Source organism: Rufibacter soli (genome assembly GCF_054781795.1).
Genome location: NZ_BAAGTS010000002.1, coordinates 2,141,568 through 2,163,776, shown reverse-complemented (window position 1 = coordinate 2,163,776; position 22,209 = coordinate 2,141,568). Strand labels below are relative to the sequence as shown.

Annotated in this window: 21 protein-coding genes and 1 tRNA gene; 19 read left to right on the top strand and 3 right to left on the bottom strand. The window is 48.7% G+C overall.

Features of this window, described 5'->3' with window-relative positions; genetic code table 11:
- Nucleotides 1-6 precede the first annotated feature (6 nt).
- Nucleotides 7-1,632 carry a phospholipid carrier-dependent glycosyltransferase gene (locus tag ACYVJQ_RS10925; RefSeq protein ID WP_460893111.1) on the top strand — a complete coding sequence of 542 codons (1,626 nt, stop codon included), beginning with the start codon at nucleotides 7-9 and terminating at the stop codon, nucleotides 1,630-1,632.
- Between the two features lie 219 nt (nucleotides 1,633-1,851).
- Nucleotides 1,852-3,633 (top strand): APC family permease, encoded by a 1,782-nt coding sequence (locus ACYVJQ_RS10920; protein ID WP_460893110.1) that lies wholly within the window; start codon nucleotides 1,852-1,854, stop codon nucleotides 3,631-3,633.
- A gap of 118 nt (nucleotides 3,634-3,751) precedes the next feature.
- On the opposite strand, the gene ACYVJQ_RS10915 is transcribed toward ACYVJQ_RS10920, so the two are convergent.
- Nucleotides 3,752-4,348, bottom strand: a complete 597-nt coding sequence (locus tag ACYVJQ_RS10915; protein WP_460893109.1) for an LURP-one-related/scramblase family protein — start codon at nucleotides 4,346-4,348, stop codon at nucleotides 3,752-3,754.
- Between the two features lie 471 nt (nucleotides 4,349-4,819).
- Here ACYVJQ_RS10915 and ACYVJQ_RS10910 point away from each other — a divergent pair, with 471 nt between their 5' ends.
- The 10 genes from ACYVJQ_RS10910 to ACYVJQ_RS10865 all read left to right on the top strand — a co-directional run bounded on the left by ACYVJQ_RS10910 (nucleotide 4,820) and on the right by ACYVJQ_RS10865 (nucleotide 12,738).
- Nucleotides 4,820-5,446: a hypothetical protein gene (locus tag ACYVJQ_RS10910; protein WP_460893108.1), complete on the top strand. Its 627-nt coding sequence runs from the start codon at nucleotides 4,820-4,822 to the stop codon at nucleotides 5,444-5,446.
- On the top strand, nucleotides 5,443-5,745 hold the full coding sequence (locus ACYVJQ_RS10905) for a winged helix-turn-helix domain-containing protein (RefSeq protein ID WP_460893107.1): 303 nt from the start codon (nucleotides 5,443-5,445) through the stop codon (nucleotides 5,743-5,745). Before ACYVJQ_RS10910 ends, ACYVJQ_RS10905 begins: the two co-directional genes overlap by 4 nt.
- 272 nt (nucleotides 5,746-6,017) lie before the next feature.
- Nucleotides 6,018-6,353 (top strand): potassium transporter KefB, encoded by a 336-nt coding sequence (locus ACYVJQ_RS10900; RefSeq protein WP_460893106.1) that lies wholly within the window; start codon nucleotides 6,018-6,020, stop codon nucleotides 6,351-6,353.
- 40 nt (nucleotides 6,354-6,393) lie between these two features.
- Nucleotides 6,394-7,641: a hypothetical protein gene (locus ACYVJQ_RS10895; RefSeq protein WP_460893105.1), complete on the top strand. Its 1,248-nt coding sequence runs from the start codon at nucleotides 6,394-6,396 to the stop codon at nucleotides 7,639-7,641.
- 102 nt (nucleotides 7,642-7,743) lie between these two features.
- Nucleotides 7,744-8,109, top strand: coding sequence for a hypothetical protein (locus tag ACYVJQ_RS10890; protein WP_460893104.1), 366 nt, complete (start codon nucleotides 7,744-7,746; stop codon nucleotides 8,107-8,109).
- A gap of 93 nt (nucleotides 8,110-8,202) precedes the next feature.
- Nucleotides 8,203-8,427 (top strand): hypothetical protein, encoded by a 225-nt coding sequence (locus tag ACYVJQ_RS10885; protein WP_460893103.1) that lies wholly within the window; start codon nucleotides 8,203-8,205, stop codon nucleotides 8,425-8,427.
- 124 nt (nucleotides 8,428-8,551) lie between these two features.
- A complete protein-coding gene (locus tag ACYVJQ_RS10880; RefSeq protein ID WP_460893102.1) occupies nucleotides 8,552-8,851 on the top strand; it encodes a hypothetical protein in 300 nt (99 codons plus the stop codon).
- A gap of 75 nt (nucleotides 8,852-8,926) precedes the next feature.
- On the top strand, nucleotides 8,927-9,241 hold the full coding sequence (locus tag ACYVJQ_RS10875) for a hypothetical protein (protein ID WP_460893101.1): 315 nt from the start codon (nucleotides 8,927-8,929) through the stop codon (nucleotides 9,239-9,241).
- A 33-nt stretch (nucleotides 9,242-9,274) separates the two neighbouring features.
- Nucleotides 9,275-11,227 (top strand): sialate O-acetylesterase, encoded by a 1,953-nt coding sequence (locus ACYVJQ_RS10870; protein ID WP_460893100.1) that lies wholly within the window; start codon nucleotides 9,275-9,277, stop codon nucleotides 11,225-11,227.
- A gap of 734 nt (nucleotides 11,228-11,961) precedes the next feature.
- Nucleotides 11,962-12,738 carry a hypothetical protein gene (locus ACYVJQ_RS10865; protein ID WP_460893099.1) on the top strand — a complete coding sequence of 259 codons (777 nt, stop codon included), beginning with the start codon at nucleotides 11,962-11,964 and terminating at the stop codon, nucleotides 12,736-12,738.
- Between the two features lie 275 nt (nucleotides 12,739-13,013).
- Here the strand turns inward: ACYVJQ_RS10865 and ACYVJQ_RS10860 are convergent.
- Nucleotides 13,014-13,085 (bottom strand) — tRNA-Glu (locus tag ACYVJQ_RS10860).
- Between the two features lie 185 nt (nucleotides 13,086-13,270).
- Between ACYVJQ_RS10860 and gap the strand changes: the two genes are divergently transcribed.
- From gap to ACYVJQ_RS10845, 3 genes are all read left to right on the top strand, one after another.
- Nucleotides 13,271-14,269: a type I glyceraldehyde-3-phosphate dehydrogenase gene (gap, locus tag ACYVJQ_RS10855; RefSeq protein WP_460893098.1), complete on the top strand. Its 999-nt coding sequence runs from the start codon at nucleotides 13,271-13,273 to the stop codon at nucleotides 14,267-14,269.
- A 170-nt stretch (nucleotides 14,270-14,439) separates the two neighbouring features.
- A complete protein-coding gene (locus ACYVJQ_RS10850) occupies nucleotides 14,440-15,354 on the top strand; it encodes a diacylglycerol/lipid kinase family protein (RefSeq protein WP_460893097.1) in 915 nt (304 codons plus the stop codon).
- Entirely contained in the window at nucleotides 15,351-15,695 is a 345-nt protein-coding gene (locus tag ACYVJQ_RS10845) for a translation initiation factor (protein WP_460893096.1), read from the top strand. Before ACYVJQ_RS10850 ends, ACYVJQ_RS10845 begins: the two co-directional genes overlap by 4 nt.
- 48 nt (nucleotides 15,696-15,743) lie before the next feature.
- Here ACYVJQ_RS10845 and kdsB read toward each other — a convergent pair whose 3' ends face one another.
- A complete protein-coding gene (gene kdsB / locus ACYVJQ_RS10840; RefSeq protein ID WP_460893095.1) occupies nucleotides 15,744-16,496 on the bottom strand; it encodes a 3-deoxy-manno-octulosonate cytidylyltransferase in 753 nt (250 codons plus the stop codon).
- 177 nt (nucleotides 16,497-16,673) lie between these two features.
- On the opposite strand from kdsB, the gene ACYVJQ_RS10835 reads away from it, so the two are divergent.
- From ACYVJQ_RS10835 to ACYVJQ_RS10820, 4 genes are all read left to right on the top strand, one after another.
- Nucleotides 16,674-17,486: a DUF4905 domain-containing protein gene (locus ACYVJQ_RS10835; protein WP_460893094.1), complete on the top strand. Its 813-nt coding sequence runs from the start codon at nucleotides 16,674-16,676 to the stop codon at nucleotides 17,484-17,486.
- 21 nt (nucleotides 17,487-17,507) lie between these two features.
- On the top strand, nucleotides 17,508-18,497 hold the full coding sequence (locus ACYVJQ_RS10830) for a LysM peptidoglycan-binding domain-containing protein (protein ID WP_460893093.1): 990 nt from the start codon (nucleotides 17,508-17,510) through the stop codon (nucleotides 18,495-18,497).
- Between the two features lie 208 nt (nucleotides 18,498-18,705).
- Entirely contained in the window at nucleotides 18,706-19,485 is a 780-nt protein-coding gene (locus ACYVJQ_RS10825) for a TIGR02757 family protein (protein ID WP_460893092.1), read from the top strand.
- Nucleotides 19,486-19,784: 299 nt separating this feature from the next.
- Entirely contained in the window at nucleotides 19,785-22,193 is a 2,409-nt protein-coding gene (locus ACYVJQ_RS10820; RefSeq protein WP_460893091.1) for an endonuclease MutS2, read from the top strand.
- Nucleotides 22,194-22,209 lie beyond the last annotated feature (16 nt).

Genomic DNA, 22,209 nt, shown 5'->3' with positions numbered 1-22,209 from the left:
TCGTTTATGCTCCAAACAAACTGGCTTTACAGCCGCCACGCCGTCTGGCTGATATTACTGGTGCTCTTTGCGGTCCTGCTCTTTCAGTTGGGGGCCTGGGGGGTGCTGGAAACCAGCGAAGCCCGGTACGCGGAAATTAGCAGGGAAATGTTGGTATCCGGGGACTGGGTGCACCCACGTTTGCTGGGCATTCTGCATTTTCACAAGCCCCCCGTCACTTACCTGATCACGGCCGCAGGGATGGGGCTGTTTGGGATAAATGGATTTGGGGCGCGGTTCTTCCTGCAGGTATCCTTTGTGCTTCAGGCGGGGTTGGTGTATGCCCTGGCTTGTCTGCTTTTCAAAAGCAGAAAAATAGCGGTGACCGCCTTTATCATCTATGCCACCCTGCCCGCGGTCCTTATTTCAGCCAGAAACCTGACCACTGATTCCTTCCTGGCTACGTTTGAGTTGTTGGCAATTTGGGCCTGGGTAAAATATAAAGTGCAAGGGAAGCCTGGGTTTCTGATCTTGTTTTTTGTGGCGCTAGCCCTGGCTTTCCTCACGAAAGGTCCGGTGGGGTTGCTTTTTCCTGTTTTAGTGGCCATAGCCCTGATAGGTTGGGGGGATGGTACCGTGAATACAGCCTACTTGGTCCTGGGCCTGTTGGTTTTTCTGGGCTTGGGTAGTTCCTGGTATCTTTATCTTATGCTGCAGGACCACCGGTTGGTAGACTATTTTTTCTGGCACCAAACCGTAGAGCGGTTTGCCAACCCAGAAGCTTTTAACCGGTCGCAACCCTGGTGGTATTACCTGGTATTAGCGCCCTTGCTCAGCTTGCCCTGGTCGCTTATTCTCGTGGTCAACCTCCAAAAGCTAAAGGAATTGAGCAAGGCGTATATTAGACTTTTTGCGCTCTGGATAGCGGTTCCCCTTTTGTTTTTTTCTTTTTCCGGGTCAAAACTCATTTTATACATCTTGCCTCTTTTTGCTGGCCTGAGCTTACTTATCGCGTGGCTATTGGATACATTAGAGGAGTTCCAGGCCCGCAGATCTGCCACCATTGGGGTCTTATTTTACGTGGGCCTGGCCCTGGCCTTCTTAGTAGGGCCCTTTTTGCCATTTGGTATTACCTTGCCTTGGGCGTCTTTCCTTTTCCCCCTAGGCATGCTCCTAATAATTATTGGCGTAGGGCAGAGTCAACGGGAAAGCACCCAACGGCTTTTGGTAAGCGCTTTGGGTTTTATTCTCCTCCTGATTCCGTTCTCCACGTACTTGCTGGCCTTTAATGCGCCTATGTTGCCCGGTAGCCGACCCTTAGCTTATGCCCTACAGGAAAAAGAGTTGGCGCACCGACAAGTGGTGGTATATGATAGATTATTGCCGTCCCTGGCCTTTGAGCAGAATCGTAATTTCATTTCTGTGCATGATACAAACCAGGGGATGGTTCGCGAGACCCAGTTTGAAACCAACCAAAAATGGCGGAACCACTATCTGCAATGCACCCAGGCAGAAGACTCTTTGGCCCTGGCAAAAATGCTGCGCGAAAAGACCGTACTGGTGGTAAAAGGAGAGTTGCCGCAAAATAGAAAATGGCTTCTTACTTACTTCCAAAAGAGGAAGAAGGTAGGAGCTTGGGACCTGCATTATTAAATCTCTTTTCCAGGTTTATAGGCTGAAAAAAAGCCTTTTATGGAGGGTGTACTTTTAGAAAGAACAAACGGTGCAGAAAATTGCAAAACGAGGCCAGGGGACACCAGAAAAGGAGAGAGGAGCTCAGCAAGAATATACTGTAAAAACCAGCACAACTAATTAAAAGCAACCCGTATACTGCTTATTATTCACCCATACGGTTACTTAGCCACAAGACCAATGGAAAACGAGGCAGCTATCTGCGTTACCCCTGCGCCTGAGACAAAAGCGCATGGCCATAAATTAAAGGAACTGGCAGCCACAGCCATTTGCGGGAATGACATCACTTCCTCCTGCCTGTATGTGTCGGCGTTGGCCATTATTTACTCAGGGCAATATGCCTGGGTGGCCTTGCTCATGGTAGGCGGGGTATTGTTCCTTTTCAGAAGTATTTACGGCGAGGTAGTTGGAGCCCTTCCGTTGAACGGAGGAGCCTATAATGCCTTGCTGAACACCACCAGCAAAAGTACCGCTTCTCTGGCCGCCTGCCTGACCTTGCTCTCTTATATGGCCACCGCGGTTATCTCTGCCAATGAGGCCATGCATTATGTGCACCACCTGTGGGAAGGGCTTCCTATTTTAATAGCTACCATAGTGTTGCTGGCGTTTTTCATGGGCATGACCATAATGGGTATAGGAGAGTCTTCTATTGTAGCGGTCATCATCTTTATTACCCACATTTCTACGCTTACCTTGTTGGTGGTGGTAGGGTTTGGGTATTTGTTTGCGAACGGTTTTGACACGCTGGCCCTCAATTACAGCCAACCCATACAAGGCAGCATCTGGAAAGCGCTTTATTTTGGCTTTGCGGCCGCTATGTTAGGTATTTCTGGTTTTGAGAGTTCGGCAAATTTTGTGGAAGAGCAGGCCCAGGGTGTTTTCCCTAAGACGCTGCGGAATATGTGGCTCGCGGTTACGATATTTAACCCGCTTACGGCTTTTCTGGCCATTGCCCTTATTCCCATGGCCGCTGTGGCCCAGAATTCAACTGCCTTGCTGGCCTATATGGGAGAGGTAGCAGGAGGACAGTGGTTGGCTACCCTGGTTTCTATCAATGCCGCATTGGTGCTGAGTGGAGCTGTCCTGACCTCTTACGTGGGGGTGACGGGGTTGGTGCAACGCATGACCCTTGACCGTTGCCTGCCCCAGTTCCTGCTCATTACCAACAAAAAGGGATCTGCCTACCTGATCATGATTACCTTTTTCTTGCTGTGTGTTTCCATTCTACTCATTACCAAGGGGGATATTGCGGCTCTGGCCGGGGTATACACCATTTCGTTTCTTTCTGTGATGACCCTTTTTGGAGTAGGGAACATCCTTTTGAAATTGCGGCGCAACCGACTTCCGCGGCCAGTGCGGGCCACTGGACTGGCTTTGTTTGTGGCCATCTCTGCCGTAGTGGCGGCTTTAGTAGGCAACGCCATCCTTAACCCTGCCTACGTATGGGTTTTCCTAAAATATTTTATTCCCACGGTTGCTGTGGTGTTCATCATGCTTTATCGCATAGAGCTATTGCTCTTATTCACTTATTTATTACAGAATATCTGGCATCCTCTGGCAAAAATTCTGCCTATTAATACCTACCACATGATGCGGCTGGTCCTCAAAATCAAGTCACAGGAGTTTGTCTTTTTCACCAAGGGAGATAACATAGCCAACATTAACAAGGTCATGCGCTACATAGTAGAGAATGAGCACACCAACCGCATAAAAGTGGTAAATGTGCTGCGGCAAGGCGAGCAGCCACCCAAGAAATTAATGCATGAAATAGAGGTCCTGGACTTAGCTTACCCAGAATTGGAGGTAGATTTTGTGATCATAAGAGGCCAATTCGGACCCCAACTCATTCAGGAGCTTTCTGATAAGTGGAATATTCCTAAGAACTTCATGTTCATAGGCTCTCCTGGTGACCAGTTCCCATATGGACTGCAAGAGTTGGGAGGAGTGCGGTTAGTAATTTAAAAGTCTCGGGCCAGAGGGTATGAAAATCTTCCCAGTAACCAAGGTTAACTAAAAAGCCTGCCCCAAGGTATGGGGCAGGCTTTTTTAGGGATTTTAAAGTAGGTTTTGGAATGAAGGCTTATCCTCGCCGTCTCTCCAGCAAAATCATCATCATCAGACTAAGGGTAATTCTTTCGGCCTCCTCGGGCCGGAAGTCGCCTTCCTGGGTTACGGTGAATCTGCGGCCAAAGAAAGATCGTTCCTTTTTTAGTTTGGCTACCGTGGTGCCGTCTGGGCGGGTCACTTTATAAGAGGGGTTAAAGAAATAGCCTGTTAATAGACTGACCACCGGTAATTGCCCAAGCAATGCGTCGCCCACGCGAATCCAGGCATTTTCCTCTCTTATGATAAAGTCCTGCTGCTGGTGTTGGTCAAATACCTCATAATGCGATTTCCACATAGAGGCCCAGCCTTTGCGGGCAACCCTTCCTAATTCCTGCCCCCCTTTGTCAGTGAAGGTGTAGGCCGCCGAAAAATCAATCCATTTATTGGCGTTGATGGCATACAACAGTTCCGCCTGCGACTCATCCTGAAAGACTTTTACTTCCTCCACTAACTTGAAGAGTTTCTGTTTGACATAGCTCACGGTAAGGCCGCTGGCATCTTGCACCGTAAAATCATTGGAGAGGGTGGTAACCTTAAAGGTGAAATCTAGGGGGAAGAGAACGTCTTTCATGGTGTAGAGGGATCTATTTGAGTAGGGGCGATAAAGTTTAAAGCATTTAAAGTATAGAATTAATCTTTAACCACGCCATTACGGGGTTAAAATAGACAGAGGGTGAAAGAGGATTCAGTACGTAAAAAGTTGATAACATTTTGGTTTAACTTCAGGTGAGAGAAGCGGAATTTCGGCAGAAGAAACCTTATTATAACCAGGTTCACAGATGTTTTCCGTTTTGAGCCCGTTTTTCGTAAAACAGGCTCAAAACGGAAATGTGGCACCGTTTCCAAGACTTCTGGTTTAAGACTCTTTTTAAAAAAACGGACTTAAAACGGAAAATAATTCACCCCATTACGTAAAAGGGGATATAGGACCTTCCGTCCCGCCAAACCAATTTCTTCTGTAGCATTACCCAAAAACATAAATCGGCAAAAACTTGTAAGTCATAATTATTTCCTCTTACTTTGAAATGCAAAGCACTTTTAGATGAAACAAGAAAAGGATTATAGCCGCGATCTAGCTGAGATCCGTTCCATGATGGAGCGTTCCTCCAAATTTTTGTCGCTTTCTGGTTGGGCGGGCATAATGGCGGGTATTTACGCGTTGGCTGGAGCTTACATAGCTTATGCGGTGCTGGGCTTTAACCCAGGCCGTACCACTGATCCTTATTTGCCCGGAGATGGCCTTTCTGCCCGGCTGCTCAACGTTATATTACTGGCTATTTTCATTCTGGCAATGGCCGTGGGCACCGCCATTTATCTTTCCTCTAAAAAGGCAGAGAAGCGCGGAGAAAAGCTCTGGAACGCCACTGCCCGCCGGGTAGTGATTAACATGGCGGTTCCGTTAACCGTGGGCGGTCTGCTAATTCTTATCATGATCTCTAAAGGATTGATAGGCTTTGTAGCGCCTTTTACCCTTCTTTTCTATGGCCTGGCTTTATATAATGCCAGCAAGTTCACCTATGGTGAAATGAGAAGCCTGGGGCTTATTGAGATAGGGTTAGGCCTGATAGGCTCCTATTTTGTGGGATATGGGTTGATTCTATGGGCCATCGGCTTTGGGGTAGTCCATATTCTTTATGGAATTTATATGCATTACAAATACGAAAGGTGAAAATATCACTTAATGGGTTACATAAGGCATTTGAGAGTAGGATCAGGCTGGGCATTATGTCAGCGCTGGCCGTGAATGATATGCTTGACTTCAACGCCCTGAAGGAATATCTGGCCGTGACAGATGGTAACCTGGCCAGCCATTTGAAGGCCCTAGAAAAAGAAGAGTTTATAAAGGTGGAAAAGACTTTTGTAGGCCGCAAGCCCAATACCACCTACGCGGTTACTGCACAAGGGCGAAAGGCTTTTAATGACCATTTAACCGCCTTAGAGAAACTGATAAAAGGGGCCTCTTCCTAAGCGAAGGCTTCTTTTGGTAATAGGAGAGAGCGCTTACCTTCAAATTCTGAGAAGGAGGGCGAGAGCAATGGAGGTAAAATCCTGAGCCTAGCCAGGGAAGGAGGGGTGAAGAAGAATTTATTTGTTCTGAGCCAAGATTGATCAAAGGGATCCGCCCAAAAGGGAAAACACGAGATCGGAAAGTAAAAATATTTTTTTTGCCCCATTACTTTGAATGTCAAAGTACTTTATTAAATAAAAATTAATCGTATAACCATTTAAATCACAAGATCATGACCAAGCAAATCCAATTACCTGAGAAGTCCCTGAATTCAGGGTGGTTTTTAAAACCTGTGTTAGTGGGAGCGGCTATAGCGCTTCTTGTTATTTCCTATTTTGTCTTTGGGGTAGACCACCCAAATCCCGAATGGGGAAGCTTCTGGAGGATTAGACCTCTCATCATTACACCCTTGGCCGGTGCCATGGGCGGGGCTTTCTTCGCGTTCATGAACTACCAGAGCAGCCGTGGTTTTAACAAAACAGTGGCTATTCTGCTGGGTTTAGTGGTGTACCTGATTGGTTTGTGGCTGGGCACAGTGCTGGGGTTGGCCGGCACCATGTGGAACTAGTTTAGCGGAGGCAAAGACATAACATTTAATGACTACACCCATGAAAGACCAAATCCTTTCCCATTTAGAGGACCCTGGGCAACTGGAAAGATTGTACCGCGGCAACAAAGGCCTTTTTAAGCGGGAATTCAGTTTGATTTACCCTAGCCTGAAAGGCAACCTCCTAGCTGACGGCTGGAACGAAAGGCTCGCCTTTGAGACAGATGACCTGTATTGGGGCAGCGGCAAAGAGTTGTTGGGGATAGGGCTAGCCGCTCTATTGGCGGGCCTGATTGCTAAGATACCCGCCATTTTCTCCCTAGATACAGAGTATTTCTACCCCAGAAACATAGGCTTTATTTTCCTACCCCTGCTTACGGCCTATTTTGCCTGGAAAAATAAGCTAAATCTCGGGCGGATTGCCTTACTAGTTGGCATTACGGTGGTATCCGTCTTTTATATCAATTGGCTCCCCGGCTCTCCTGAAAACAGTGATACCCTTATTTTGGCCTGCATCCATTTGCCCTTACTGCTTTGGGTGTTGTTAGGGTCTGCGTTTGTGGGTAATCAACTGCAGGATCCCCGCCGCCGGCTTGGTTTCTTAAGGTACAACGGTGACTTGGCAGTCATTATGGCACTTTTCCTTATTTCCGGGGGAATCATGACGGGGCTTACCCTGGGCCTTTTCTCTTTGATAGGCTTCCAAATTGAGAAGTTTTATTTTGAGTATGTCGTCATTATGGGCCTTGCGGCGGTTCCTATCGTGGGCACCTACCTTACCCAAACTAACCCGCAATTGGTTGGCAAAGTGTCGCCGGTCATTGCCAGGATATTCAGTCCGCTGGTACTGGTCATGCTGGTGGTTTACCTGGTTGCCATGGTATACTCAGGCAAGGACCCTTTCAATGACCGGGAATTCCTCTTGATGTTCAACGCCTTGCTTATTGGGGTGATGGCTATTATCTTCTTTTCGGTGGCAGAATCCTATAAAGCTGGAAGGAGCCAGGCAGAGACCTGGATTCTTTTCCTGCTGTCGGTGGTCACCATTCTGGTGAACGGCATTGCCCTTTTGGCTATTCTCTTCCGAATTTCTGAATGGGGTATTACGCCTAACCGATTGGCCGTTTTAGGCGGTAACCTCCTCATTCTGGTGAACCTGATTTTGGTGACGGTGCAACTCTTTAAGGTGGTTACGAAAAAGGCCGAACTGGACGGGGTAGGTAAATCAATCGCCTATTTCTTGCCCATCTACTTTATCTGGACCCTTCTAGTGACGTTTCTTTTCCCTGTTCTTTTCGGGTTTAAATAAAGTACTATGTCGTTTTCGTCCACGCTAAGCTCGATTCATTTTAAAGCCAGGCAAAACAGGTGGCTCCGCACTTTTGCCATTTTTAACCGCATTGTGCTGGCTATGGGTTTCCTTCCTTCTGGTTTTGTGAAGGTGAATGGGGAACGGTTCACAAGTTTGTCTGTCTGCCACCCCATGGGGCATTACCTGGAAGCCTTGCACCGCACCGGTTTCTATTATACCTCCATTGGGATCATGCAAATGACAGCGGCCGTTTTTCTGCTGATTCCGCGCACTGCCACTTTGGGGGCAGTTCTTTACTTCCCTATCATCCTAAACATTTGGATTCTCTCCTGGGCGGTGCGTTTTGAAGGGTCTTTCCTTACATCGCCGCTTATGGTGCTAGCCAACTTGTATCTGCTCTGTTGGGATTACCATAAGGTGAAATTCATTTTCCCTTGGGAGCACCGGCAGGTGTATGTAACCTAAACCAAACAAGCCAACCCTCTAGAAGAGAAGCGAAAGACTATAGTCAGCCCATTCTTAGCGAGCATCCCTTAAACTCAACTCCAGGACCACCAAATGAATAAACTATTTATAGGCTTCGTGGCGGGGCTTTTCATTATGACCGGCTGTGAGCTCATGCCCCGTAACACCCTCCGGGACTGCAGGGCGCAATGCGCAGAAAGTGAGAAGCCCTCTGCCTGTTATGATTTCTGTGACTGTACCCATCAAAACTGCCAACCGCTCAACAAGTGTGTGGCCCAATATGATAAGGCACCCAAAGAGGCTGCCGTAACACCCTAATAAGGGAAGCAATTTCCAACAATTTAAGAGTTTGCCTTCCGGAGGTCTGTTTCATAAAGTTGCCAAACAGGCTGTGTAAAATTGACGATAACCCACTTTACCTTAAGAATTAATCAGTACTAATATGAATTCTACAGCACCTGTAGTTACCACTGTCTTTAGCCTGGTTGGCTGGTTTTTTGGTTTCCTGTTTCTGGCTATTGGAGTAGTAAATACTTTCTGGGGAAACGACCCTGTTTTTGGCCTATTTATCATGCTGCTTTCTTTGGTGTTTTTTCCGCCGGTAACTGGCATGCTGAAAAGGGTGACCGGGTTCACCATTCCTGTACTAGCCAAATGGCTGGTTGGCTTTTTTATCTTGTGGGCAGCGTTGGGGGTAGGGGAGTTATTTGATAAGGTTGACCTTATGCTCAATAGTTTCTAGACGAAGGAGCTAGTCCATCCAATACGGACTATGGTCAGGTAGTAGGTATTGTAAAAGACAAAAGAGGCAAAGGGGATGGATGGCCCATTTCCTATAAAAGAATTAAAAGATAATATGATGGAAGCTAAAATAGTATCATCTAACCTTGTAGGTTGGGTATTTGGAGCCTTTGTGTTTACAATTGGCGTTTTGAATCTGTTTCTGGTACACCCTGTACCGGCTATTGCCTATTTTTTTCTGGCTTGTTTGTATTTCCCTCCAACCAACGTGCTTTTCAAGCAAAAGCTGGGATTTACCATGCCAGCCCTTATTAAGATTTTTTTAGGGGTAATAATTGTCTTATTTACATTTGGGGTAAGTAATCTTGGTGACATGATAGACAAGTTGTAACTTCCCCTTCCAGTTACTATCCCTTGGCGTTCCATGACTCACTTTAAAAAAGCCTCCATTTTCTTAACCCTGTTATTTTGCTTTTCGGCTTTCATAGCTAAAAGCCAGGTTAAACTTCCGGCGCTGATTAGTGATGGCATGGTGCTGCAGCGGGACGCTAAAACCAAGGTTTGGGGCTGGGCAGCGCCCGGTGAAAAGGTGGCGGTGAGCTTTAAAGGGAAATCCTATAAAACTACCGCCAACCAGGAAGGGAATTGGGCTGTAACCCTATCTCCCATGAAAGAGGGAGGGCCCTTCACCATGGACATTAAAGGAAGTAACCACCTGGTACTGAAGGATATTTTGGTGGGGGATGTTTATCTGGTATCTGGGCAGTCTAACATGGTGCACCAGATGGCCTTGCATAACATCACCTATGCCCAGGACATTGCCTCCGCCAACTATCCCCAGATTCGCCATTTCTGGATCCCGACGGCTACCAATTTGCAAGGCCCCGCCAAAGAGTTGCCGGCAGGGGCCTCCTGGAAAGGGGCTAACCCTCAGGATGTGAATAATTTTTCCGCGGTCGCATATTTTTTCGCCCGGAAACTTTACGAACAATATAAAATCCCGGTGGGTTTGATTAACGCCAGCGTAGGCGGAACCCCCATTGAGGCCTGGATGAGTGAGGATGGCCTTAAGGCGTTTCCTGAAGTATTAGCTAATCTTCATAAAAACCAAGACACCAGCTATGTGAACGGTCTAAAGCGCCAAGCCTTAGTTGCGTCCGCGGACAATCGGCCAAAAACAGAGCTGGATAAAGGCTTAACAGGCAAAATCAAATGGTTTGATACTTCTTACCAACCCAAAAACTGGCGAACTATCCATGTGCCCGGGTATTGGGAGGACCAGGGCATTAAAGACCTGAATGGGGTGGTGTGGTACCGGCGGGAGGTAGAAGTCCCGGCGTCTATGACAGGGGTTCCTGCCAAAGTATTTCTGGGAAGAATTGTGGACGCAGATGTTTTATATGTGAACGGAAAAGAGGTAGGCAAAACCACCTACCAATACCCACAACGCAGGTATAGCCTTCCGGCCGGCATCCTGAAACCAGGGAAAAACCTTTTTGTGATACGGGTTACCAATACCAACGGTAAAGGGGGCTTTGTACCAGACAAACCCTATTATATGGAAGCCAACAATACCAAAGTTGACCTAATGGGCGAGTGGCACTATAAAGTTGGGGATGTTTATAAACCCCTGACGGGTCAAGTGGCAGGAATAAACGAGCAAAACCAGCCGGCGGCCTTATATAACGCCATGGTAGCCCCAACCGTCAAGTATGCTTTAAAAGGCATTCTTTGGTACCAGGGGGAAAGCAATGCCGGTAACCCGCAGGAGTATAAAAAACTGCTGCCCACCCTCATAAAGGACTGGCGCACCAAATGGCAACAAGGCAACCTACCGTTCCTTTTTGTTCAACTCCCTAATTTCATGGAAGTGAACTACCTGCCCGGCGAAAGCAATTGGGCGCTCATGCGGGAGGCCGCTCTGCAAACCCTTTCTGTGCCCAATACTGCCATGGCCGTTACCCTGGACCTGGGCGAATGGAATGATATACACCCCGACAATAAAAAAGACGTGGGAGAGCGGTTAGCCTTGGCAGCGCAGAAACTAATTTATGGCGAAAAGAACCTGGTATCCTCGGGCCCTATTTTCCAGGAAGCCTCTTTTGACGGTTCAAACATCATCCTGAGTTTTTCCAACACCGGGAGTGGGCTGGTATCTCATGACGGGGAAGATCTTAGCTGGTTTGCCATTGCCGGCCAGGATAAGAAATTTGTGTGGGCCAAAGCCAGAATTGAAGGCAATAAAGTAGTGGTGTGGAGCGAAGAAGTGCCTGTCCCAAAATATGTGCGGTACGCCTGGGCAGATAATCCGGATGGGGCTAACCTCTACAACAAAGAGGGCCTTCCTGCTTCGCCTTTCCGGACAGATACGGACTAAGCGGAACCCTTAAAGATGTATTTTCTGGTTGACCTTGACGGCTTAAGGTGGTTAATTTTATTCTAGGGGCCAAAACAGAAGGCACAAAGGATAGTAAAAATTTCTCCTCTTTGAAAAGGATACTTTACCAAAAAAAAAGCCCCTCCAATTGTGAGGGGCTTTTTTTGGTAAAGGCAAGGTATAGAAAATCCAATCTTCCGTCTCTTTTTCCAGGCATCTATAACCAGGAATCTTTAACAAAAGAAATAGTAACCGCATAGAACTTTAATCCTACAGGTTTCTTCTCGTTTTCAATTATGATGAGGTATAGAAAGTAACGATCACCTTTTCTATTAGGTTAAATTCATGGTTTAATGGCGTAGGTATCCATCTGAACCATAGAGCTCACTTGAATCTATCTTGCTGGGTATTAGCGAAAAGGGAACAGCGTAATTCCTACAATTGGTGGCCTCCTTATAGATTGTTAAAGTTCATAAAAAGAGGGAAGGAGCAGGGCGAGAAAATAGTATCTAGTTGGCCGCCATGAAGATTTTGGATAGGAAGAAACGAAATTAAATACAATTAAGTATTTGCATGTTGATATAGTCCAAAAAACTGAATCAATAAATATTAGTTTAGATGCTGGTATGTTGATATAATTGCTAGATTTGAACTCTACAACAAAGGAAAATCAATATATGGGAAAAACTTCTACTCGACTAGTGGCAGTGTCTTTATCATTGGTGTTTTGGGGAATGTCATCCTCTGCGTGGGCGCAGAGTCCTGGCGTTGCCGAAGCTGATATGGTTATCAATGGCGTTAGCCACAAAGGGCAACGCATTACCCTTCAGGTGGAACGTGAGGTGGTGGAGCGCGCCTGGAAAACGTATCTTAAAAATCAAACGGGCAGTCCGGTTAACGGGGAATCCTTCTGGTCATTTGCTAAACCAAAGGCGCCTAAAGGCATCTATTCCATTGAAGAAGGGGAGATAGAGTCCGTAAGCAGCCAGCCCATTAACATTGTCTCCAAAGTAGAGGGCGACTCAGACAACACTACCTTATGGTGGTCCTTGGAAATGGGTGGCAAGCACCTGAGCCAAATAGAAACGCCGCAGGAGTGGAGCCGTAGCGCTGGATTATTGCAGCAATTCGCCAAAAATGTTTACCTGGAAAACATTCAGTCTGAAGTAGAATATGCTGAGGATGTTGTGCTGTACTCTATGGAGGAGGCAAAACGCATGGAAGTATCGGCTAGCAAGTTGAAAGCCAAGATCTCCAAAAGCCAGGAAGCGAAAGATAAACTGGAAGCTGAACTAGCTGCGGCAGCCCAAGAGGAAGATGGTACGGAGGAGACTCCACATACTGGCCTTAAGCGTCAGGAAACAGCATTGGCTGCAAAAACCAGAGAATTGAATGACCTAGACAAACGGTTACAGAAGATTCTTATCCGGCAGGAAGTAGCCAAGCAGGAAATGGAAATCATGAGCCAAACCATGGAAGCCACCAAAGCGAAGCTTTCTAAAATGAACTAGGCATTACCTGATTAGTATGTAACAGATCGGCCCTGTGGTAATTTACCTCAGGGCCGATCTGTTTTAAGCCTGTTTTTACAAAAACAGGCTTAAAACAGGATAGGAATTCTTTAATGGCGGTTAGTTGTTATTTCTAGGAATTGAAACAGGAATAAAAGAGAGGTCTTTTACCGGATCACTACGCTCCAACATTGGTCTATCCCAAGTTGGGTTTAACCCGTACAAAAACATAAAGGCCTGTAAGATAAGTTCTTACAGGCCTTTATGTTTTTAAGTAGTCCGTAGGGGAATCGAACCCCTGTTACCAGAATGAAAATCTGGTGTCCTAACCCCTAGACGAACGGACCATCTTTCGGTTTTGATGGTGCAAATATAGAAGGCGTATTTTAATCTGACAACACCCTACAGCAAAATAAAGCCCCTTTTAAGGTAAATGGCTCAAAATGAGCGGCAAAATTTTTAGTTTGTTTTGCCTGCAGTAACATGTAACTTGCCGCTGTTATTCAAATACTATCACCAAAAATTTAAAAAGATGTCTAATAAAATAAGAGTAGCCATTAATGGCTTCGGCCGGATTGGCCGTCTTACCTTTAAGACCCTATTGGAGCGTGAGAATGTAGAAGTAGTGGCCATCAATGACCTGACGGACAACGCTACCCTGGCGCACCTTTTGAAATATGACTCCGTGCACGGCCGTTTCAACGGAACCGTTACCGCTGACGAGAACAGCATCACTGTAAATGGAAACCGCATTGAGGTTTTTGCTGAGCGCGAGCCGAAGAACTTGCCTTGGGGAAAACTAAATGTTGACGTGGTTCTGGAATCTACCGGCCGTTTCGTAGATGAGAAAGGCGCTGGCGGTCACCTGGAAGCAGGTGCCAAAAAAGTGGTAATCTCAGCCCCAGCCAAAGGAAATATCCCAACCGTGGTATTAGGCGTGAACGAAGATATCCTGACCGGTTCAGAAACCATCGTTTCCAATGCTTCCTGCACCACCAACTGCCTGGCCCCAATGGCCAAGGTATTGGATGAGGCCTTCGGCATTGAAAAAGGCTATATCACTACCGTGCACGCCTACACCGCAGACCAGAACCTGCAAGATGCCCCTCACGCTGACTTACGTCGTGCCCGTGCCGCGGCTTATTCTATTGTGCCTACGTCTACTGGTGCCGCCAAAGCCGTTGGCTTGGTATTGCCTCACCTGAACGGTAAATTGGACGGCGTGGCCATGCGCGTGCCTATTCCAGATGGCTCTTTGACTGACCTTACCGTTATCCTGAAAAAGGAAGTGACCAAAGAAGAGATCAACGCTGCCATGAAAAAAGCGGCTGAAGGCTCTATGAAAGGCATTTTGGAATACACTGAAGATCCTATTGTGTCTATTGATATTGTAGGCAACCGTCACTCTTGCATCTTTGACGCTGAACTGACTTCAGCCAGCGGCACCTTGGTGAAAGTGGTGGGCTGGTATGACAACGAGACTGGCTATTCTAACCGTGCTGCTGACTTAATGGAGCGCATAGGAGCCTAGGTTCAAACGATTATTGCTTTTTAGAAGTGGTGTTGCCTCAGGGCGGCGCCACTTTTTTTGTGTATTTTTACCAAAACAGCCTTGAAACAGGAAGCCCCGTAAAACAGAGTTTCCTAAGGCTTACCAGAAGGAAGAAAATAGGCTTGCATTGATAGGAAAGACTGACGCGTATGACCACAACCCCTGGCCCGGAAAAAGCCTGTTTTATCCTTAACCCGAAATCTGGGGTCCGGAGCTCCGTTTCGGTGCCCGACCTGATTGAGCAACACCTGGACACTTCCCGCTGGAACCCAGAAGTGGTGTTTACGGAACGGGCGGGCCACGCTACGGAGTTGGCTCAGCAGGCTGCGGCCCGTGGGGCCCGTTTGGTGGTGGCCGTGGGCGGGGATGGCACCGTGAATGAAGTAGCCAGAGGCCTCCTCAACACCTCCTCGGCCTTGGGAATTCTCCCTAAGGGGTCGGGCAACGGGCTGGCCCGGCATTTGGGTATTCCTTTGAATTTACCCTTGGCGCTGGATTTATTAAATAGCCCCGTTTTTCACCGCATTGACTCCTGCGCAATTAATAACCACCCGTTTTTCTGTACCGCCGGCATTGGGTTTGACGGGTTAATCAGTTCCGCCTTCGCCCAAAGCACCAAGCGGGGGCTGAGCAGTTACATTGCCTTGGTGGTAAAGGAATTCAGGACCTTTCAGGCGCAGCAGGCAACGGTGCAACTGAATGGGAGGGAAGTAAGCTCAGAGTTTTTTGTAGTGGCCTTTGCCAATGCCTCTCAATACGGCAACAACGCCTACATTGCCCCCATGGCCGATATCCAGGATGGGTTTTTAGATGTGTGTCTGATACGGCATGTGGGAGTAGCGGAGGCCATTCAGTTGGGATATGGGCTTATGACCAAACAGATTGCCACTTCCGGCCTGGCCGAGTTTCATACCTGTTCCATGGTAGAGGTGAAATGCCCCCAGCCGCAGCATTTCCACGCCGATGGTGAGTTTATGGGCACCGCCACCGAGTTTACGGTGCAACTTTTTCCAGAATCTTTAGAAGTAGTAGCGTCTTTGGGCGCCCATGTGAAAGCAGTATGAGCAAGAACAAGAAAAACCGCGAAGGGGTGGTCTTCTCCACCAACCCAGATTTTGAGTACGAGTACCAGCAGGAAGACGCAGCCCAGACCTTGCCTCCGCAGCAGCAGAACCTGCGCGTGCAGTTAGACAAGAAAAGCCGGGGCGGAAAACAGGTGACGCTTATTACCGGCTTCATTGGTCTGGACGAGGACCTCCAGGTTCTGGGCAAAACCCTGAAAACAAAATGTGGGGTAGGCGGCAGCGCCAAAGACGGCGAAATAACCATTCAGGGAGATTTCAGAGACAAGGTGTTGCAACTGCTCCTGGACCTGAAATACAAAGCCAAAAAAGCGGGAGGCTAAACAACCTAAAGGTTGTAGTTCTGAGTCCTGAGTTTTGAGGTTCTGAACTCAGGACTCAGAACTCTTTTTAAGGTATTCCAGCGCTTTCTCTAGGTCAGAAGGAGTATCAATGCCAATAGTTTCTGCCTGGGTGATGGCAGTGATGATCTTAAAACCGTGTTCCAGCCACCTAAGCTGTTCCAGAGATTCGGCTTTCTCTAAGGGGGAAGGCTGCAATTGGGTTAGTTGTGCCAGCACCTGGGTACGGTACCCGTAAATGCCAATGTGTTTATAGAAAACGTGGTGGGTAAGCCAATTTGCCTGTTCTACGCCCCGCAGATAGGGTATAGGGTGCCGACTGAAATACAGGGCCTGGCCCTGGGCACCCACTACTACCTTGGGGCTGTTAGGTGATTCTAACTCTTCCTGGTGTTGCACAGGTTTGATAAGGGTGGCAATCTGGGCTTCTTCCATCGCAAAACAACCAAGCACCCGGTTAATCTGCTCGGGCTGGATGAAAGGCTCATCTCCCTGTATGTTCACTACAACGTCAAAGATTTCACCCAACTGGCTGTAGGCCTCCTGACAACGGTCGGTGCCGCTTTGATGGTCTGGAGAGGTCATCACTACTTTTCCCCCAAAGTCTTCTACATGTTGCCGGATTTGGGTATCGTCGGTCGCCACTACTACGGCCTGCAATTGCGCTTGCGAAGCCTGCTCATATACCCGCTGAATCATGGATCTTCCGTCTAGCATAACCAGGGGCTTACCCGGGTAACGGGTAGAGGCAAAACGGGCAGGAATTATTCCAACAGCTTTCATAGAAGAAGGGTAAGAAGTGCTTTAAGGTCAAGTGGCAAACCAGCCGGTTTCAAAGATAGCAAGGTCGAAGACATTTCCGGTGGTTCTAGTACTAGGGACCTTACTTTTTCCAACGGCGAACTCCCTGGTATTTCTTACTTTTAGCCTGATTTTCAAAAAACATGCCCAAAACAGCAAATGCATTCCCTTGAGCTTGCCTTGGATTATACCTTTCAGGGGACCATCTGGCGCCTGGAGGTAGACGGTGAGGCGGGCCATCTGGCTCTGGAAGTAAGGAACGCCGAAACCTTGCAGGTTTCTTTCTCTGTAATAGACACCCGCACAAGCCAAGTTATATTAGACCATTTCAAGGGAAAAGATCCCTGGTGGGTAAGCCTAGTAGCGCTGAAAAACCAGGTTTTGTATCTGCAGGGGTTTGAGAAAGTCCAGCACCTGGGGCTACCCAAAGGGGTAACGGCCATTGATATCAGAAAACAGGAGGTGTTGTTTACGCAGCCCCAACTGCACTGGGTAAAAAGCCAGCAAAATGAGGTGGTGCTGGCAGATTCGGAAGGCGTTCATCATTTGGTGCATCCCAGAACTGGGGTGCTTTTGACTAAAGACGCCCCAAGGAAAGACCAAATGGCAAGTGACCCAGAAAGAGGTACAAACCTTTGGAAAAGGCCCGAAGTCCATACTCCGTTGAGTCCTTATTTTGAAGGCTTAGCCGAATTTATCCTGGAACGGGAAGGCCACCACACCGGACAGGAAATCGCGTATCTGGAGACCGAAACTTTTTTTTGTATAGGCTATCACCTTCAGAAGGAAAACGATAGGTTTATGAATTTTTTGGTAACTTACACCCTCGGCGGCGGGCCCTTAGGAAAACTATGTCTTTCCCAGGAAACCGATGCCCCCGGGGAATCTGGTTTTTTCACGTTGGGCGGCAAGCTTTTTGCCCTGCTGGAAAAATCAAAACTGGTTAGTTATCGTTTCCCGCCCAGCATATAATTGATTAAAGAAGTAGCATCCATGTTAAAGAAGTTTGTGTTTGTTCTGGGTTGTTTCATGGTTTCTTACGGTGCCGCTTCCGCGGAGACGCTTTTTGCCCGTGACTCCATTGGGGTGAAAACCCAGAACGGAAAACCTTATATCACCCACAAAGTAAAACCTGGCGAAACCCTGTATGCCCTTTCCCGCAAATACGGCGTTCCGGTGGCAAAAATTGTGGAAGCCAATAAAAACGTAGAAAAATCATTGGTAGTGGGCCAACTGGTGCTTATTCCGGTAAAGCAGGAAAGCACCGCCGCCGCCAAAGTAACCCTTTCTGAAACCGCTGCTAGCCCTGCCGCCAACCGCACCTACGTAGTAGATGCCCAGGGGAATAAAATGCACACGGTACAGGCCCGGCAAACGCTGTATTCCATTTCTCGGCAGCACAATGTGTCTGTAGAGGATATTAAAAAATGGAACAAGCTTTCCAACGCCACAGTAGAGATAGGCCAAAACCTGATTGTAGGCGTGGGCGCCAAAGTGCCTGCCCAGACCACCACCGCCTCTAAGGTATATGTGCCGGAGAACGATGATGTGATCTCCACTCCTAAGCAACAGCCTGCCACGGTGACGGCCTCAACCGCCCCTGTTTCCACGCCAGCGCCGGCTGCGGCCTCTAGCGTGAGAAAGAATACCCCATCCCCAGAGAAAACCGAGGCAGAAGAGGAAAAATCATCTTCCAAAACCTCTGAGTATGTAGCCCGGGTGAATGAGAGCGGCATGGCCGAACAGATTGAGCAGCGCGGGGATGCCAATAAATTCCTGGCGCTTCATAAAACAGCGGCCGTTGGCACAATCATGGCCGTGAAAAACCCTATGAATGACCAGACCGTGTACGTGCGCGTGATTGGCAAATTACCTGCCACTGGCGAAAACGATAAACTGGTCGTGAAACTTTCCAAAAAGGCCTGTCAGCAAATTGGGGCGGTAGACAAGCGCTTCCGGGTAGAAGTCTCTTATATGCCCTAAGCCCAGTTTACGGCTGTTTTGAGAAAAACAGGCCCAAAACGGAAAACCAACAGGTAACCGTTTTGGGCCTGTTTTTTAATTCTGGTTCACCCCACGGCAAACATTAATTTCAAAACCCGCTGGTAATTTGCGTAACGCTGAAAGTTTGGAACATAAACGTTTCCGTTTGTCCCGCGTTTTACCATTGGCACCCAATTCAACCTTACCTATGGCATTTACCGCTGCCCAAGTGCAGGCGTTGCTGGAAGACAGATACCAGAAATACAACACCCCGGCCTTTATCCCGCATGACCCGGTTTCCATTCCGCATCTGTTCCAGCGGAAGCAAGACATTGAAATTGCCGGCTTCTTTGGGTCTATCCTGGCCTGGGGGCAACGCAAAACCATCATCAATAAATGCCGGGAGCTGCTAACCCGCATGGACAATGCCCCCTACCAATTCATCACCCAACACCAGGACGAAGATCTAAAACAACTGCTTGGCTTTAAGCACCGCACTTTTAATGACACGGACCTTCTGTACCTGGTCTATTTCTTCCAATGGTTCTACCAGCAGCATGACTCTCTGGAAGAAGCTTTCCTAGGGCCGCCTAATGCTCCACTCACTACCCAGGAGGCCCGGCTGGAATACTTCTATAACCTGGTGTTTTCCCTCCCCGAGGCGCCCCACCGCACCCGCAAGCACATCTCCACTCCAGCCAAGAAATCTGCGTGCAAGCGCATTAACATGTACCTGCGTTGGATGGTGAGGAAAGATGATAAAGGGGTAGACTTCGGAATCTGGAACCGCCTGTCACCCGCAGATCTTGTTTGCCCCTGTGATGTGCACGTGCAGCGGGTGGCCCGCAAATTGGGCCTCATTGAGCGAACCCAATCAGACTGGGCCATGGCCGAAGAATTAACCCAGCATCTGCGGCAGTTTGACCCTGCAGACCCCGTTAAATATGATTACGCCCTGTTTGGTTTGGGTATAGAAGAAAAGTTTTGAGGTGAGTGAATTAACCAGGAGGGGAGTCAACCAACCATAAGTAACCTAACCTTTAAGACTCCCGCCCTTGTTGGTATTCTCACCCACAAGCACTATATCTGTCAAAGAACCAAAAGCTTCAATAGTGGAAGGCTTCAGCTAAAAATGTATCGGCAACAAAATGTTATCAAAAATCTTTCCCTGCCTGGAACATTGACCCTAGGAACCATGTTCTGGAATGCTAGCCAATGCCGTTTTTCGCCTACTTTTGTAAAAACGGGCTTAAAACGCAAACCAACCATTTAGAAAAGAGAAACTAATTGATATACCCATCTAATTTCGAACAGAAAATCGGGTTTACCCAAATCCGGGAAATGTTATCTGAGGCTTGTCTTAGCCCGCTGGGCCGCCGCTTTGTGGAGCGCCTCCACTTTCTGGACCGCTTTGACCTGGTGCAGCGCCTGCTGCAGCAAGCCGAGGAATTTGCCCATATCCTGCGTGCCGGCGAAGACTTCCCTTCGCAATACTATTTTGACGTGACCGAACACCTGAACCGTGCCTCTCTGGAGGGAGCGTTCCTGGAGGTGCGCGGTGTGTACGAGGTGAAGATGTCACTGCGGGCCATCCGGCAGGCGCTGGGCTTTTTTGTGGAGTCTGAGGAAGGCGAATATCCTGCCTTGAAAGCTCTCACCCAAGGCGTGGAGGTGGACCGCCAATTGGTGGCGGCCCTGGAAAAGCTGGTAGATGACAGCGGCAATGTAAAAGAAGATGCCTCGCCAGAGCTGCAACGCGTGAAGCGCGACCTTATTGGCCAGCAGACCCAACTGCGGAAGCAGATTGCCAGCATTATGCGCCACGCCAAAAACGAAGGCTGGACCCCCGCCGACGCCGAACCCACCATTAGGGGCGGCCGTCTGGTGATTCCGGTCATCGCTGAATACAAGCGGCGTATCAAAGGCCTTATCCACGATGAATCGGCCACCGGCCAGACCGTTTACCTGGAGCCGGAAAGCGTGTTTGAGCTCAACAATGATATCAAGGACCTGGAGAACGCCTACCACCGCGAGCTGATCAGGCTTTTGACGGCGGTCACCAATCAGCTGCGGCACCATTTGCCGGGCCTCAGAAAGGCGTACCAGTTCCTTTCTTTGCTGGACTTTATCAGGGCCAAGGCTATTCTTGCCAATAGAATAGGGGCGCTCATGCCAGTGCTGCACAAGGCGCCGGTCATGAAATGGAAAAACGCCCGTCACCCCATTCTGCACCTCACGCTGCAGGCTCATGGCAAACAAGCCGTGCCGCTTTCATTGGAACTGGATCAGGAGCAGCGCATTCTGTTGATTTCTGGGCCCAACGCCGGGGGTAAATCGGTGGCGATGAAAACGGCAGGCCTGTTGCAGTACATGCTGCAGTGCGGGTTGTTGATTCCGGTGGCCGAGAATTCGGAGGCCGGATTGTTTCAGGATATCTTCCTGGATATGGGTGATGAGCAATCCATTGAGAATGACCTGAGTACGTACAGTTCTCACCTGCAGAACATGAAGCAATTTGTGCTGTTCGCAGACAAGAAATCATTGGTACTCATTGATGAGTTCGGGACCGGGACGGAGCCCGCGGTGGGCGGCGCCATTGCCGAGGCCGTACTGGACTCTTTACACAAGCAGAAGGTATTTGGCGTGATCACCACCCACTACACCAACCTGAAGAACTACGCTGAGAAAACCCCTGGTATTGTGAACGGTGCCATGCGCTACAACCCTGCTGAGCTGCAGCCGCTCTACCAACTGGAGATAGGCAAGCCGGGCTCTTCGTTTGCCCTGGAGATTGCCCGCAAGATTGGTCTGCCCAAGCACATCCTGGAGAAGGCCGGTACGCTGGTGGGTAAAGAGAAGATAAGGTATGACAAGTTGCTGGAGCAACTGGAGCAGGAGAAGACTGATCTGGAACGGTTGAATGCCGCCGCCGCCAAACAGGAACGCAAGATGCAGAAGGCCGTGGAGGAATATACCGCCCTCAAGCAGCACTTGGAGGAAAGCAAGCAGGATATCATCCGGACGGCCAAAGGCCAAGCCAAACTGCTTTTAAAGGATGCCAACCAGCAGATTGAAAGCACCATTGAGCTCATCAAACGCAGTAACGCAGACAAGGAGCAGACCAAGGTAGCACGTCAGCAACTGGACACGTTCAAGGAGAAACTCACCCCAGAACCCAAACCAATAATCAGGCGCGCTGGTTCTGCGCCGTCAGGGCCTTTGCAGCCCGGTGAGCGGGTGGCTCTCATTGGGCAGGATTCGGTGGGCGAACTGCTGGCCATCAAAGGCAAGACCGCCGAAGTAAGCTTTGGCGGCCTTAAGACCATTGTGAAGTTGGAGAAACTGGAACGCCCAGACCCGAATGTGGTGCGCGAAAAGGCCAAGAAGGAGAAAGAGGCGGCCGCCGCGGTAGCTCCTTCCAGAGGCCTGGACGTGACCCAGCGCATGGCTGATTTCCAGTATACCCTGGACGTGCGCGGCCAGCGCGCCGAGGAAGCCCTCACCACCGTCATGAACTTCATGGATGATGCCATTATGCTGGGCATGCCCGAGGTAAAAATTATCCATGGACGCGGCAACGGTATCCTGAAGCAGGTCATCCGGGATTATGTGCGGTCGCTCCGTGAAGTGGCCAGCGTGGCTGATGAGCACGTGGAGCGAGGCGGCGACGGCGTGTCTATGATTGTTCTAAAGTAAATGTGTTTTGAGCATG

Coding starts and splice junctions, on each gene's coding strand:
- ACYVJQ_RS10915 (WP_460893109.1), bottom strand. CDS start 4,348: ATGAAAGACGTTCTCTTCCCCCTAGATTTCACCTTTAAGGTTACCACC.
- ACYVJQ_RS10880 (WP_460893102.1), top strand. CDS start 8,552: ATGAATTCTACAGCACCTGTAGTTACCACTGTCTTTAGCCTGGTTGGC.
- ACYVJQ_RS10885 (WP_460893103.1), top strand. CDS start 8,203: ATGAATAAACTATTTATAGGCTTCGTGGCGGGGCTTTTCATTATGACC.
- ACYVJQ_RS10825 (WP_460893092.1), top strand. CDS start 18,706: ATGGCATTTACCGCTGCCCAAGTGCAGGCGTTGCTGGAAGACAGATAC.
- ACYVJQ_RS10900 (WP_460893106.1), top strand. CDS start 6,018: ATGACCAAGCAAATCCAATTACCTGAGAAGTCCCTGAATTCAGGGTGG.
- ACYVJQ_RS10875 (WP_460893101.1), top strand. CDS start 8,927: ATGGATGGCCCATTTCCTATAAAAGAATTAAAAGATAATATGATGGAA.
- ACYVJQ_RS10925 (WP_460893111.1), top strand. CDS start 7: ATGCTCCAAACAAACTGGCTTTACAGCCGCCACGCCGTCTGGCTGATA.
- ACYVJQ_RS10890 (WP_460893104.1), top strand. CDS start 7,744: ATGGGTTTCCTTCCTTCTGGTTTTGTGAAGGTGAATGGGGAACGGTTC.
- ACYVJQ_RS10920 (WP_460893110.1), top strand. CDS start 1,852: ATGGAAAACGAGGCAGCTATCTGCGTTACCCCTGCGCCTGAGACAAAA.
- gap (WP_460893098.1), top strand. CDS start 13,271: ATGTCTAATAAAATAAGAGTAGCCATTAATGGCTTCGGCCGGATTGGC.
- ACYVJQ_RS10865 (WP_460893099.1), top strand. CDS start 11,962: ATGTCATCCTCTGCGTGGGCGCAGAGTCCTGGCGTTGCCGAAGCTGAT.
- ACYVJQ_RS10870 (WP_460893100.1), top strand. CDS start 9,275: ATGACTCACTTTAAAAAAGCCTCCATTTTCTTAACCCTGTTATTTTGC.
- ACYVJQ_RS10845 (WP_460893096.1), top strand. CDS start 15,351: ATGAGCAAGAACAAGAAAAACCGCGAAGGGGTGGTCTTCTCCACCAAC.
- ACYVJQ_RS10895 (WP_460893105.1), top strand. CDS start 6,394: ATGAAAGACCAAATCCTTTCCCATTTAGAGGACCCTGGGCAACTGGAA.
- ACYVJQ_RS10850 (WP_460893097.1), top strand. CDS start 14,440: ATGACCACAACCCCTGGCCCGGAAAAAGCCTGTTTTATCCTTAACCCG.
- ACYVJQ_RS10910 (WP_460893108.1), top strand. CDS start 4,820: ATGAAACAAGAAAAGGATTATAGCCGCGATCTAGCTGAGATCCGTTCC.
- ACYVJQ_RS10830 (WP_460893093.1), top strand. CDS start 17,508: ATGTTAAAGAAGTTTGTGTTTGTTCTGGGTTGTTTCATGGTTTCTTAC.
- kdsB (WP_460893095.1), bottom strand. CDS start 16,496: ATGAAAGCTGTTGGAATAATTCCTGCCCGTTTTGCCTCTACCCGTTAC.
- ACYVJQ_RS10835 (WP_460893094.1), top strand. CDS start 16,674: ATGCATTCCCTTGAGCTTGCCTTGGATTATACCTTTCAGGGGACCATC.